We start from the raw sequence: 12,739 nt of genomic DNA on the forward strand, positions 1-12,739 counted from the left end.
CTCTTTAGAATCACAAAATAAACAATTACAAAAGGACAACGAAACGCTTAAACAAGCTAAACCGCAATCTACAAACACTGTTGATTGGTCTAAAGCAATTGACTCACTCAAAGAAGAAATCAGTTTTCTTAAAAACAAACCTACAACGGATGAGCCTTATCCCATTGAAGCTCAACATACTTCTAATATCAAAGATATTGATTCCTTATTAATCAAAAGAGAGAACGATACACTTGAAAAAACCTATTGGGAACGACTCAATGCAAAATCAAAACCTAAATCAAGTAATAAAATTTCTAAGCCTGAAGTAAAAACCATTCGCTATTACACCATACCCGCAGGTTCAGATTTAGGCCGTGCCACATTGCTGTCTGCACTAATCGGGGAAGTGCCTGTTGAAGGTAAGTTGATGCAACCGCTCTTTCCTTTCTCTGCCATGATCAATCGAGGTGATTTGATGGCTGCCAATGGCGTGCCACTTCCTCCAGATATTGCTGGTATGAAGGTCACCGGCTATGCCATTGGAGTAGGCTCCTTTCTAGACAACATCAGCTGTGTGCGTGCCTATGTAACAGCTGCACTATTTGTATTTAAAGACGGGCATTTCGTTACTGTTGGCAAAGAACAGATGAACGGTACTACAGAAATGATCAATAACGATAGCTTGGGCTACCTCACCTCTCCTTATGGAAATCCCTGTATCAAAGGTCAGTATTTTACAAATGCGCCACGGGTGTTAACAGCAATGATGGCCACGGGAGGCATTCAAGGTGCGGGTACAGCTTTATCTCAATGGCAGACCAGCACTATCGCGAACGCCAATGGCTCCACCACCATCCCTACAGGTTCTATAGGACGCTATGCTTTAGGAGGCGCTTTATCAGAAGGCTCAGTCAAAGTATCTGACTGGCTTGAAAAACGTATTCAAGGCAGCTTTGACATGGTGTTTGTGCCTGCAAGTTATCAAAACCAATTTCATCGTTATCAAGCAACGCAAGTGTCATTACATTTAACCCAAACCATCAACCTCGATAAAGCATCTAACGGGAGAGTATTAGATTATGGTCGCACACAACAAACTGTACATGATTATAGCCTTAAGTAGCGTTTTAACTTTATGTGCCTGCGCATCTGCTAAGGTCAGTTCTAACGCTGTACCCGAAGGCGGACTTACGGTAAGTCAATTATATGAACAAAGCATAGGTGATCCAATGCCGAGCTGGTCGGTAAAAAAATCCGTCACCAAGCCTGTCAATTATGAAGGATACACACGAAATGCTGTAAATGAAATTAACGTGCTTTTTAAGCCATTGGCCAATCCACAAATTCCTGTGTATGTATTTCCTCATGTGGCCTTAATTGGCGATGAGCAACTCATTAAACCAGGGTATACCACGGCATTTTTTCTATATAAACAAAATCAGTTTGCTTTAGCTTCTGAGCAATTTTAGTGGGGTATTTAATGAAAGCAGTGATGAACTGGTTACTTGGTGAACGTACTGAAACCAGTATAAAAGAAAGTGACATCAGAAAAGGTTATATCAACCCTAATCCATCATTGGCAAACCACTGGGCAATTGCTGATTTTTGTGATGAGCATCAAGTTTTTTTGTTGGCAGATGGGATTAGTATAGGCTCAGGATTTGAGTTGGCTAGCATTCCTGCTGAAGCATCTTCTGAAGAACATTTGGAAGCAGTCTTTAACAAAATACGTGATACTTTCACCACCGTTGTTCCCATGCATCAACAAGATCCATGGGTCATGCAGATGTATGTTAATGATGAGTATGCTTTAACTCCTGCATTAAAACATATCACTCAACACATAGCACCTAATATTGCTGAAGCAGCGTTTACCCAAGACTATCTGGGTCGGTTAGGTGATCTATTCAACAAAATGACTAGACCACAAGGCTTATTTTTAGATCCTAAAACAGATGCACCTTACCGAGGACGCTTACGACGGGTGCGTGTATTATTTTACCGACGCTATTATCAACTAAAGCCTTCTAGAGAAGCAGCTCTTCAAGAGCATCAAGAGGTCATGGCTCAAGTTGAAAGCAAATTAAAATCCCCTGGATTACAACTTAAGCGCCTAACAGGGAAAGATTATTATCATTGGTGGATAAGATGGTTCAATCCCAATCCCTCTGTCGCTGAAGGAGATGTTGAGACACTTCTTAAGCAATTCCCTTATCCTAATGAACCTGCAGCTGCATTTAATTTTAATCAGCACGTATTTTTTAACCCAGCAAACAGTTCTGATAAAGGCTTCATATTTGATGACCATCATTATCGCGTATTGTATGTAGACGGCTTACGTGAAGCACCTCAAATTGGATTATTGTCCCGTGAACGCGTACAAACCAATCCTAAACACCGTTATGCCTTACTGGATAAACTTCCTGAAGGCAGTATTTATTCAATCCAAGTGATTTTTAGCAATGACTCTGCGCTAGATGCACATTTAACACGCCTAGAAAAAGGTATTGTTGGCACACAATTAAAGCCCCAACAAGTACGAGAAGACATCAAAACAGCCCGTAATGAATTAGCGATGGGTAATCGTCTTTTTTGGGTTAATCAGGCAGTTTATTATCGCGCGACCTCAGAAAATGAAGCAGAACAGATGGAAAAGACACTTCAAGACTTGTTTATTGATGCCAAAATGCCACTGATTGCCTCTAAATATGATTTACACCCTATCAATAGTTTTCTGAACGCCTTCCCCTTTAATTTTGTCCCTGAGTTTGCCAAACGATATTTGCGATTTGATCGTTTGATTTATGCCTCCGAGTTAGCTGCTTTGTTACCTGTCTATGGTCGTAATCAAGGTGTTAAACATCTACCTTGTTTTACTTTTTTTAATCGATTGGGTGAACCTGTATTTTTTGATGTTTTACATCATGATTTTATCAGCCAAAACTCTCATATGGCTTTATTTGCCAATTCTGGTGGGGGTAAATCGGTTGCGACAGGCTGGATGATTAACACGCTTATGGCAGTGAAGAATGCACGTATTATTTTATTCGAAATGGGCAATTCTTTTGATCGCATGCTTATACACGCCAAAATGCATGGTAAAAAAACCAAGCAACTGCTACTCAGCAACAAAAAGGATGAAGCTGTTCCCTTAAATCCTTTTTGTGAAGCCTACAAAGCCATTCCTGAAATCAGTGACAACTTAAATGAAGAACATGCAGCTTTACTTGCTCAAAAGATTAGAACAATACAAGCAACTTTGGGCGAACATGCAGAGATATTCGAGCAAGCATGTGATGAGGGGTCGCGGAGCTATCTTGCTGAATTATCTCTGGCATTACGCACGATGATCACCGAAGCCAATACGCTTGAAGAAGAAAAATTTACTTTAGCCGATGAAACCTTACTGATCGAAGTCTTGAGCGATGCCATTTTAACTTCTTTCAATCAAGACATCCCACAAATGCTTACTGAACATGTGGTTGCCGCATTTGAAAGACGTATGAATCAGGAGGCAGTACCCCGTAAAAAAGATCGCATATTAGACATGCACGATCGCTTGAAAAGTTATGTCATCAATAGCGCTAAAGCCCGATTTTTCAATGTACCTACTGAGCCATTAGGTGAGTTTGATATCTTCCACATTGATATCTCTGCCATTAAAGATGACACAGGCAAATTAGCGTTGGTCATGGTGTCATTATTACCCCGTATTCTTGCTATGGCTGAGGCTACACAGCATGACAATCGTCCAACCTTTTTATTTATTGATGAATCACATATTCAGTTTCAAATACCCAGTGTGGTATCGACCTGCTTATTAGTCGCTAAAGTGGCAAGAAAGTTGGGACTTTGGTTGGTGGCCATTACCCAAAACATCATGGACATGAGCTCAGAGAAAGCCACTAAAATTTTATCTTTAATGGAAACGTGGATTTTATTGGGACTTGATGAAAAAGAAATTCTGGATGTGAAAAAATTTAAGCAACTCACCCCCCAACAAGAGGCATTGATAAGAGACATTGATTCACAAAAAGGTCTCTATGCCGAAGCCGTATTATTAGGGTCACGTTATCAAGGATTATTTCGTGTAATTCCACCTCGCTATCTGCTGGCTTTATTAATGAATGAAAAATCTGAAAAAGCCGAACGCCATACCTTGGAGAAAGAACATGATGTCCTTAAAGCTGCTGAAATTATTGCAGAGCGTATTGAAAACAAACCACACAAACCACAAAACGAGGCTTGTTTTTTTGATGATTAGCATGGGCCTTACTTCCACAACGTTTGCAGAGGAACGTATTGATCCGCCTCATCCTATCAATACACTAACAATCGCTACACGCGTCATCAGCAAAACATTGACTAATAGCCATTATAAAATCATAGGCAATTGCACTTGGGCTGTGGGAGGTTTTCCTCCTAAAGTAGTCTCCACATTATCCATAGAGCAATATTTGCCTGATCTCATTGTTACGGTGGCCAATGCCCCTGAAACGAATCCATGGATTGAGGCAGCAAAGTTATTTGAAAATGAAGCTGCACGAGCGGTATATCAAAAAACATTTCAGCTAGCGACTCATTCCCCGTTAGGTTTTGGTGATGATAGCAACCAAATCAACGCCATGCATATGAATGATGAGCGCACCAGAGTGGTAGATGTGATTGGTAGTCCTGCAGGGTTTTATCGTTTTCCTCAATTGTCTCATCGTTCTGAAACAAGATTTGGCGTGCCCTATTATCTCAGTGAAGCCGATGCTGTTGCAGATAGAACTGAGATAGCTGAGCTTGCCTATATGGCTACACATCCAACACTTTTGTTTAATCATGAAATTGGCAGTTCGGTACACAGTTGGGGACATGAAATTCCACGATTAATGCGAGTCACTCAACCTTCTCGATTTCGTGCCTCATTAGTGGCCGCTATGCATGCAGCGGATATAGTCACCAATCAAAATAGTCTTCACGTGACACAAAGTACCAGCAACAGCTGTGGTAGAAATTGTGTGGTTTCTAATGTGATTTATGACCCAAAGCAAAACCATGTGATCTGGCAAGAGGTTTATCCCAACAATAGAAACATTCAACCAGGGGATGCCAATGACTATGGCATTGAAGACGATAAAGCTGGTCGTGGGAATTACGTATTTGTTTTGTGGCGTAAATACCGCGGCTGCATTCAGCACAAAGGTAAGCTTGTTTCAGCACTTACCTTCCCAAAAGTCAAAGAACCTCAAAAACGATAGGACTGTATGATGAAGCTTAAATCCTTTTTATTTATTTGCGTATTTCCCACAGCCCTATGGGCAAATTCTTTCTTGCCCAATAAGTCTGAATATTATTACAAATTAGGTGGAACTTCCGATTTGTATATTCCCCCAGTAAACAAAGATCAAACCATTACCATTGGGGGCAATCTTGATGGCCGGATGGGATTTACTTGTAATGGTTTTAACCCAGTCGTTTCTATCACCAATACTTTTCAAGACATGAGAAGTTCGGTGATGAATATTCCTGGCGGCGTTATTGATAACTTGAAAGGCTCTGTCGCAGGTTATCCCATGTATAAATTACAACAAGCAATGCCGGCCTTATATAATGTCTTGCAAAATACAGCAGCTGGAGCACAAAACGAGTTTGCGCTTAAAGTCAAAGATTGCCAAGACGTTAAAAAGACTTTAGAAGAAGGACAATCACCCGTTGAAAGCATGTTATCGGTTTCAGACAGTCAGGGTTGGCTAGAGGCGGCCAAGCGCGCTAAAACCAGTAACGTAGATATTCGAGAAACAGCAAAAACCATCACACAAAAACGTGATGAATATGGCTTGCCTTGGATAGGCAGAGAAAAAGGCAATGCAGGTGGCAAGTATCAACGTCCCATCAAAGTCATCAATGATGTAGTGATTGCTGGATATAATATTCTGTTAAATCGTACTCCCTTAGATAATCAAGAAGCCTCCAAAGACAAAACACCCATGACTGAAACGTGGAAAAGTCCAGCCGATGCTGCACAATGGGCTGTTAAAGTTTTAGGGGATATTCACGTGAGCAGTAGTGATGATAAAGCGGATGCTGATAAACATCAAAGCAAAGCAGGCATTGGATTATCTGCCTTATTGCAAAGCTGTGAAGGAGCCAACACTTGCAGTAGCAATATTGGCAAAGCGCTATGGAAATTGGTAGATAAAGAGTGGGGTTTATCGGAAGAAAATTTAAAGCGAGTGAGCGCGTCAAATCTTCTTATCACTGATGAAATCATCATCACCATTCAACGCATGCCCCGTGAAGAGCAAATACTCACTGTTTCTAAGCTTGCAGAAGAAATCGCCATCCAAAATATGTTAGACAAAGCCATGATGATGCGACGTATCTTACAAGCAGGCTTACAAGTTCAAGAAGTGCAAAATTTAAAACCCGCTTTGAATATGGTCAAGTTTGCCCTAAAAAAACTAGATGATGACATCCACTCATTGGCTTTTGAAAGCGATGTTCGCAAAAAAATGATGACTGATACCTTAAACCTCATCATGGATATGCGCAGTAACGATATCGCAAATGGCCTACCAGGCGATGATCATGAGCAAGCACAAGTAAAAAATGGGGCGATTTATAACAAACCCACTAGAACAGCTGGAGCCTAATCATGGTCGTGTTTAGTCCTTTATCTTTATATACCACCTATCTTGGTTGGCAACAATATGAAGTCATTTTCAATGCCCTGTGGCAAACAGGGCTGCTGTATCTTGGGTTTCTAATGGTGGGTTTTCGATTTTTGAAAAATGTTTTAGCACCAGCGGGTTCTACCCATCACGCAGCTGAACATGCTTTAAATAGCTTTTTATATGAACTGGCCATCACCTTTTTAATCTGCGCTATTTTCGTTTATCCCTGTGTGCCTTTGGAGGAAAAGGCGTTGAGCTTTAAACCTATGTGTGGGATTAAAAAAGGAAGTGAAGCCAAAAACTCAACCATAAAAGATACTGGAACCACCTATGATGAGGCATTTGCTGATGTCCTCACCAATCATGTGAAAATACCGATTGGCTTTGCCATGCTACAAAATTATATGTCGAGTCTGACTTATGGATTGATGAAGGTGACTGGTTGCACCGATAGCTTACAAGCCATCGAAGGTGATTTGATTTCAACTTATCTGCCAGCAGACGTTCGCGAACAAGCTTTAAATTTTCATCGACAATGCTTTTTAGAAGCACGCAATAGCTATTACAAAGAACCCCATGATCAAAGCAAAGTGGATGATCTTTTAAAAAATTATGGTGGTGAGGAAGACTTGAAATGGATGGGCTCAAAAGTATTCCAGTCGCTTTACTACAATAAACTCTATGCGCGACAGCCCGTCCCTGGCTTTAGTTTCAAAGAAGATCCCAATAGTCATTTAAACGATGCCGCCAAACGTGGTGATATTGATCCCAACCACTTGCCCGATCAAGGCTACCCCTCTTGTACAAAATGGTGGGTTAAATTACGAGGTGATCTCATTCAAGTTGCCAATAATGCCAGTATTTTTGATAGTCATCTTAATTATTATCAAGTGCTTGATAGAGTACACGACTATAAAAATAAACATCCTAAAGCATGGGGGTCGAAGTTAAGTTCTGAAGACTATATCGCCAAAATGCTATTGAATGACAGCAAAGATGTCCAGACAAATGCAGTTAAGAATCTCATGGATAATACCAATGGCGCATTGAGCGGCGCAGTTTCACATGGTTTGGTGAATGTTGGTCAATGGGCTAAGTCTTGGACATCCACTCCACTAAAACGTGAAGCCATCATGCAAACCCTTCCTGTGATGCAGGCATTTCTTTACTTTTTTCTCATCATCATTACCCCAATTATTTTATCTATGAGTGGCTATAGCCCAAAAGCTTTAGGAAGTGTTTGTGGGCTTTTTATCATGGCTATTTTTTTGCAATACCTTTGGCATTTGGTCGGGTTTGTGGAAAGGAGCGTGTTAGATCCATTAGGCAAAAATGAAGTGGTTTATGCGATGCGTAATATGGCAGTACTTTTTTATTTTATTGCACCTATGCTGCTATTAAGACTCTCCAGTCATTTTGGTGGAGAGGCAGGCAGTGCTTTGGCTGGATTGGTAGCGGCCTCCAGTGAACAAAGCGAAAAAGTAGCGGACTCAGGATCCCAAATTTTTAGTCAGGCAGCTCAGATGGCAAAGCGAGGTCTCAAATGATGAAGAAACTATTATTTTCCTCGGTAAACAGATTTTGCATATTCAGCATCACTTATCAGACCTTCGTCATGAAGATGTTGGGCATTGATAGCAGAATAACGTGTTTGCGTAGGTTTATCAGATGCAAAAACGGCTATCGTTTGCAAGACCATAACAACAATTTTGGCTATCAACTTCCAGCTTTTCATTATCATTGGAGTACTCCTTATGCGCAATAAATATCTCCGTTCAACCATTATAGTCATGATTCAATTGATTCTGCCACTCTTTGGATTTCTTTTATTTGCCTCACAACTATTGGACCACCCTCAACTCATTAATCAATTGGCACTGGATTTAAAATCACATCAATCTCTATTTTTCATCATGCGAATTCTTTTTTATATGGCCTTTTATTTCATTTGGCCAGTTCTTATTAATCATCAATTAGCACAAAAACAATTAAGTGTTGAGCCATGGCAAAAACAAACTGCTATTTCAGCGCGTTGGTATTTACTAGCCATGATGCTCTTTTTTGAAATACTCAATTATTGGAGATGAGCATGCAATACCCTGTTGAAAATTTATTACGTGAACCCACAGAAATTTATTCGTGTCTCACCTGCTTTGCCTTAGCAACACTTGCTATTTACACGCCAAACTTATTCCTGCTTACACAAAATATGGGATATTGCGGGGGTATAAGTTTACTTTGCTTGGGCAGTTTCAGAGGATGGCAGGCAGTAAGGATTAAACGTTTTCATCGTCGTTTAATTCGAATGCCATATTATGCTTTATCAACGGTTGAAATCCCTTTATCTCAGAAGTGGTTATTTATAGGGAAAGGGTTTCGGTGGCTACCTCAACATACTCAACGATTACATCAAATTAAACAAATTCATAATGAATCGTTTATGCAGCGCGGTAAAACCTATCAAGCTGCCCGTGAATATTGTAAAAAGCATGAAAGTAATTTGCTGTCTCATTTATTGAATAGTCCCTATCGACTTAACCCCTTTAAGCCCGATCTACCTGTTGGCGGCAGCCTCTATCTGCATGGTCTTGGTGAAAAAGATAAACCTATTTATATACCGCAAGAGGTACGTGTAGGACATACGTTTGTGGTAGGTACAACGCGTGTTGGCAAAACTCGATTGGCGAGTATTTTGATAAATCAAGACATTCGCAATGGAGATGCTGTTATCGTTGTCGATCCTAAAGGAGACTTAGAACTGGTTCGGGATATGTATTCCGCATGTGCTGCAGCGAAGCGTTTAGATGATTTTCGAGTAGTACACTTAGGATTCCCTGAATTATCAGCCCATTACAATCCCTTAAAAAATTATGATCAAATCAGTGAGGTAGCCACTAGAATCACCGATGCTATTGCGGCCGAAGGTGAGGGAAAACAATTTGCCGCCTTTGCATGGAAATACGTCAACATTGTTGCTATCTGTCTTGAAGAAATGCAACAACCTATTACCTACCAAACCATCGCTTTTTACATCAGCAGATTAGATCAACTTCTCATGACTTATGCGGATGCGACCATGCCTCTGCATTATCCTGATTATCACAATCAAGTAGAAAAAATGTTAGCTGAACACGATTGCCGTATGGATAAACACGGCAAGGTGCCACCACCTATGGATAGGACGCAAGCAGTCATCAAATATTTAAAAAGCCATATTAGTAAAACCATTACTTCAGGCAATGTAGAGAGTTTACATGACCAAATCATCATTGATCTTTACGATGCCGCCATCATGGACAAAACATACTATGACAAAATCACTGCAAGTGTGGGTCCTGTGCTTTCTGAGATCAATAAAAGTAATGCGTCAGGCATATTTTCTTCGCATAAAAATCCTCATGAAATTGAATTAATGGATGCTATCAAACATAAAAAAGTTATCTACATCGGATTAGACAGTCTCACCAATCCTAATATTGCTCAGGCGGTAGGAAAAGCGTTTTTATCTGATCTAGTTTCAACAGCCGGAAAAATTTACAAGGAAAGCAACGCACACTACCGTCTTAACTTACATTGCGATGAGCTCTCAGAAATTATTCAAGACTCCTTTGTCAAAATTCTTAACAAGGCAGGTGGCGCAGGTTTTCAAGTCACTGCCTATGCCCAAACCAAACAAGACATGGAAGTAGCTTTAGGCAATAAGGCAAAAGCAGAGGTGACAGAAGGTAACTTTAATACGCTGATTATGCTTAGAGTTAAAAACGAAGAAACAGCAAATCTTCTAGTGAAATCCTTGGCTCAAGTAGGTGTCGTCGGTCATACCCAAGTATCTATGGTCAACGATACACCCCATGGAGAAGATGGCGTTTACTTTAACACCACCAATGAAGATCGTGTACAAACAACTGCAGTATCAATGATTGATGTCAACGACATCATTTCCTTGCCCAAAGGGCAAGCCTTTATTTTAGTGAATGGCGGCGAGCTATATAAGGTAAGAATTCCTTTGCCTATAAACGATGGATTAGCCCCAAAGGATATCAAAAATGCTATTCGAGTAATCAATCAATTAGAGATATAACTTTGGGAGTAACATCATGAAAGCAACCGTTGAGCTTGGTTTGAGGACAAGAGAAGTTTATAAATTATTTGAAAGAAAAATTAACAATGATGTACTGTTTATTCATGCGCTTTTACATAAGTTCAATAAGATCCATGCGCATTGTCGAAAAGATGAAAATGCAGGCAATACAATACTTATCAAATCAGAGCAGCAGCTTTTAGAGGGTATTCAATCATTCTCTGAAAAAATTAACCAATACGAGCAATTGCTACAAAGAAAGCAGGAGTTCCATCAAAAGAAAATTGGTTTTGTGATTCAGTTTCGTCCTTCACTTGTCATTGCTAACCACTTGGGAGGAGTACTTGTCAATTTTATCGATACTTACGATCGACTAGTGGCCTGTATTAAATTATTACATTTAGCGGGCTGTTTTTCTAATGATAGCGATTGTTATTTTCACATCAGGAATACTCAAAATAGCGCTAACAGGTTGTTGAGCGCTGTGTTATTGATGCCTCTTAGTCATATAAACACCGCAGCCTAATTTAAGGCTGCAAATGGTTTACGACAGGTTCAAAGCTCATGATGTAATAGTTTCGCTTTGTATCAGACTTGGTAGATTTCGTACCAGAATAACTCGGTCCCATCAGAGGTATGTTTTTTACCTTTAAGATCAAAACCAGCTTTTTGTAATACTTTTTGAGAGGCAGTTTGATTCGGATAAGTGGAAGCAACAAGCTTGTCAACTGATAAATGCTCAAACCCCCAATGAACTAATGCTTTTGTCAGTTCAGTGCCATAGCCTTTTCCCCAGAATTTTTTGTGTAAATGATAACCCACTTCAATTTTAGGTTGAGTATCATCAAATAATAGGTGAAACAAGCCCGCTTCTCCGACAAAACTCCCGCCTTCCTTTTCAAATACTAAATTGAAGCCTAGATCAAATTTTTTTCGATAGGACAGCACAAAGTTCAAATAATCCAACACTTGCTCTTTCGTTTGAGCGCCACCTTCGCCGGTATACCTCATTACATCAAAGTCAGAGCGTAACTCGACTAACTCATCTAGGTCGGATAACGCTGGTGCTCTAAGAATTAATCGTTCTGTTTCTAAAAAAATATACATCCCATCACTCACTTAGTTGAATCAAACGAAGACCAGAGAAGTCCTTGGCTTAATGCCCCTGGAAAAACAGTATCGTGATCCATATCATTTAAAATATTAAAAGCAGTGCTTAGATTGCGGTGGGGCTTCTTCATGATGGTTTCATTTAATAACTTTAAATCATCTATCATCTTGTAATCACCTTTGTTTTCTTGATCGCCAATAATAAAACACGCGCGAGTTTGTTGATATAGATTAAAGTTTAGCTTCCTTTGAACCGCTTTTAGCACCAAATGATTATCGTACCAGAGTGATGGGCTAACAATAATGTAATGGTTAAATACTTCAGGATGATTGACTAATAAATACACGCCAAATAATCCACCATATGAATGACCGACAAAAGTAGCATTTTTATTGACTCTATATCTCTGGTGAAGATAGGGAATAAGTTCTGAATGAATAAATCGATAAAACGATTCTGCACCACCTGAGAATTTTTGATATTCAGCCCCATAGCCCCCAGAGCTAACATAACTTGGCGTATAGTCCCTGGTTCTATTTTTTTTATATTCGTTAGGATTTGCATACGCTATCCCAACAATAATAGAATCGCTCATTCTATTTCTATCAGATAAATGCTCACTAATTTGTTTCGCTAAATGCAAAGCTGTAATCAGCATCTAATAAATAAATGATTGGATAAGTTTTGTTGTTGGAAGCATAATCCTTGGGCAAACTGATGTATAAATTATATTTAACGCCATTGATCTTGGAAGGAAGCTCTTTAATTAAAGTGTCATGCAAGACATAGCCATTCGTATTATTTTTAACTGGCGAATTAGTCTGTTTGATGGTTGAATTGATAGTTGCAGCAAGAAGGTTTACAGAGCAACATAAGCTGAACAGAATGAGTATTTTTTTCATA

13 protein-coding genes are annotated in these 12,739 nt (G+C 39.7%); 9 read left to right on the forward strand and 4 right to left on the reverse strand.

Going from position 1 to position 12,739, the window contains the following annotated elements:
- From Lsan_RS21740 to Lsan_RS14550, 6 genes are all read left to right on the forward strand, one after another.
- Positions 1-1,105 (forward strand): TIGR03752 family integrating conjugative element protein (locus Lsan_RS21740; RefSeq protein WP_083505161.1); only part of this gene is annotated, 1,105 nt, incomplete at its 5' end.
- Positions 1,062-1,451, forward strand: coding sequence for a TIGR03751 family conjugal transfer lipoprotein (locus Lsan_RS14530; protein ID WP_058514857.1), 390 nt, complete (start codon positions 1,062-1,064; stop codon positions 1,449-1,451). The genes Lsan_RS21740 and Lsan_RS14530, both read left to right, overlap by 44 nt.
- 11 nt (positions 1,452-1,462) lie before the next feature.
- On the forward strand, positions 1,463-4,246 hold the full coding sequence (locus tag Lsan_RS14535; protein ID WP_058514858.1) for a conjugative transfer ATPase: 2,784 nt from the start codon (positions 1,463-1,465) through the stop codon (positions 4,244-4,246).
- Positions 4,239-5,228 (forward strand): TIGR03756 family integrating conjugative element protein, encoded by a 990-nt coding sequence (locus tag Lsan_RS14540; RefSeq protein WP_058514859.1) that lies wholly within the window; start codon positions 4,239-4,241, stop codon positions 5,226-5,228. Before Lsan_RS14535 ends, Lsan_RS14540 begins: the two co-directional genes overlap by 8 nt.
- A gap of 9 nt (positions 5,229-5,237) precedes the next feature.
- Complete coding sequence (locus tag Lsan_RS14545) at positions 5,238-6,623, forward strand: integrating conjugative element protein (RefSeq protein ID WP_058514860.1); 1,386 nt, start codon at positions 5,238-5,240, stop codon at positions 6,621-6,623.
- Positions 6,624-6,625: 2 nt separating this feature from the next.
- The gene (locus Lsan_RS14550; protein WP_058514861.1) at positions 6,626-8,191 is read left to right on the forward strand and encodes a conjugal transfer protein TraG N-terminal domain-containing protein; all 1,566 of its coding nucleotides are present in this window, start codon (positions 6,626-6,628) and stop codon (positions 8,189-8,191) included.
- 11 nt (positions 8,192-8,202) lie between these two features.
- Here Lsan_RS14550 and Lsan_RS14555 read toward each other — a convergent pair whose 3' ends face one another.
- A complete protein-coding gene (locus tag Lsan_RS14555) occupies positions 8,203-8,385 on the reverse strand; it encodes a hypothetical protein (RefSeq protein ID WP_058514862.1) in 183 nt (60 codons plus the stop codon).
- Positions 8,386-8,398: 13 nt separating this feature from the next.
- Between Lsan_RS14555 and Lsan_RS14560 the strand changes: the two genes are divergently transcribed.
- Genes Lsan_RS14560 through Lsan_RS14570 form a run of 3 tightly spaced genes read left to right on the forward strand, consistent with a single transcriptional unit; the run spans position 8,399 to position 11,251 of the window.
- Positions 8,399-8,731: a hypothetical protein gene (locus Lsan_RS14560; protein ID WP_058514863.1), complete on the forward strand. Its 333-nt coding sequence runs from the start codon at positions 8,399-8,401 to the stop codon at positions 8,729-8,731.
- A gap of 2 nt (positions 8,732-8,733) precedes the next feature.
- Positions 8,734-10,725, forward strand: a complete 1,992-nt coding sequence (gene traD / locus Lsan_RS14565; protein WP_058514864.1) for a type IV conjugative transfer system coupling protein TraD — start codon at positions 8,734-8,736, stop codon at positions 10,723-10,725.
- Positions 10,726-10,741: 16 nt separating this feature from the next.
- On the forward strand, positions 10,742-11,251 hold the full coding sequence (locus tag Lsan_RS14570; protein ID WP_058514865.1) for an AcaB family transcriptional regulator: 510 nt from the start codon (positions 10,742-10,744) through the stop codon (positions 11,249-11,251).
- A gap of 62 nt (positions 11,252-11,313) precedes the next feature.
- On the opposite strand, the gene Lsan_RS14575 is transcribed toward Lsan_RS14570, so the two are convergent.
- Genes Lsan_RS14575 through Lsan_RS23110 form a run of 3 tightly spaced genes read right to left on the reverse strand, consistent with a single transcriptional unit; the run spans position 11,314 to position 12,738 of the window.
- The gene (locus Lsan_RS14575) at positions 11,314-11,832 is read right to left on the reverse strand and encodes a GNAT family N-acetyltransferase (RefSeq protein WP_058514866.1); all 519 of its coding nucleotides are present in this window, start codon (positions 11,830-11,832) and stop codon (positions 11,314-11,316) included.
- An 8-nt stretch (positions 11,833-11,840) separates the two neighbouring features.
- Positions 11,841-12,431 carry an alpha/beta hydrolase gene (locus Lsan_RS14580; protein ID WP_237762146.1) on the reverse strand — a complete coding sequence of 197 codons (591 nt, stop codon included), beginning with the start codon at positions 12,429-12,431 and terminating at the stop codon, positions 11,841-11,843.
- A gap of 25 nt (positions 12,432-12,456) precedes the next feature.
- Positions 12,457-12,738 carry a hypothetical protein gene (locus tag Lsan_RS23110; protein ID WP_237762147.1) on the reverse strand — a complete coding sequence of 94 codons (282 nt, stop codon included), beginning with the start codon at positions 12,736-12,738 and terminating at the stop codon, positions 12,457-12,459.
- Position 12,739: the final 1 nt, after the last annotated feature.

The organism is Legionella santicrucis, from assembly GCF_001468135.1.
Lineage (GTDB): Bacteria > Pseudomonadota > Gammaproteobacteria > Legionellales > Legionellaceae > Legionella > Legionella santicrucis.

Excerpts from the sequence above, each read along its gene's own strand:
- Lsan_RS14530 (WP_058514857.1), top strand. The coding sequence starts at position 1,062 with ATGGTCGCACACAACAAACTGTACATGATTATAGCCTTAAGTAGCGTT.
- Lsan_RS14535 (WP_058514858.1), top strand. The coding sequence starts at position 1,463 with ATGAAAGCAGTGATGAACTGGTTACTTGGTGAACGTACTGAAACCAGT.
- Lsan_RS14540 (WP_058514859.1), top strand. The coding sequence starts at position 4,239 with ATGATTAGCATGGGCCTTACTTCCACAACGTTTGCAGAGGAACGTATT.
- Lsan_RS14545 (WP_058514860.1), top strand. The coding sequence starts at position 5,238 with ATGAAGCTTAAATCCTTTTTATTTATTTGCGTATTTCCCACAGCCCTA.
- Lsan_RS14550 (WP_058514861.1), top strand. The coding sequence starts at position 6,626 with ATGGTCGTGTTTAGTCCTTTATCTTTATATACCACCTATCTTGGTTGG.
- Lsan_RS14555 (WP_058514862.1), bottom strand. The coding sequence starts at position 8,385 with ATGATAATGAAAAGCTGGAAGTTGATAGCCAAAATTGTTGTTATGGTC.
- Lsan_RS14560 (WP_058514863.1), top strand. The coding sequence starts at position 8,399 with ATGCGCAATAAATATCTCCGTTCAACCATTATAGTCATGATTCAATTG.
- traD (WP_058514864.1), top strand. The coding sequence starts at position 8,734 with ATGCAATACCCTGTTGAAAATTTATTACGTGAACCCACAGAAATTTAT.
- Lsan_RS14570 (WP_058514865.1), top strand. The coding sequence starts at position 10,742 with ATGAAAGCAACCGTTGAGCTTGGTTTGAGGACAAGAGAAGTTTATAAA.
- Lsan_RS14575 (WP_058514866.1), bottom strand. The coding sequence starts at position 11,832 with ATGTATATTTTTTTAGAAACAGAACGATTAATTCTTAGAGCACCAGCG.
- Lsan_RS14580 (WP_237762146.1), bottom strand. The coding sequence starts at position 12,431 with ATGAGCGATTCTATTATTGTTGGGATAGCGTATGCAAATCCTAACGAA.
- Lsan_RS23110 (WP_237762147.1), bottom strand. The coding sequence starts at position 12,738 with ATGAAAAAAATACTCATTCTGTTCAGCTTATGTTGCTCTGTAAACCTT.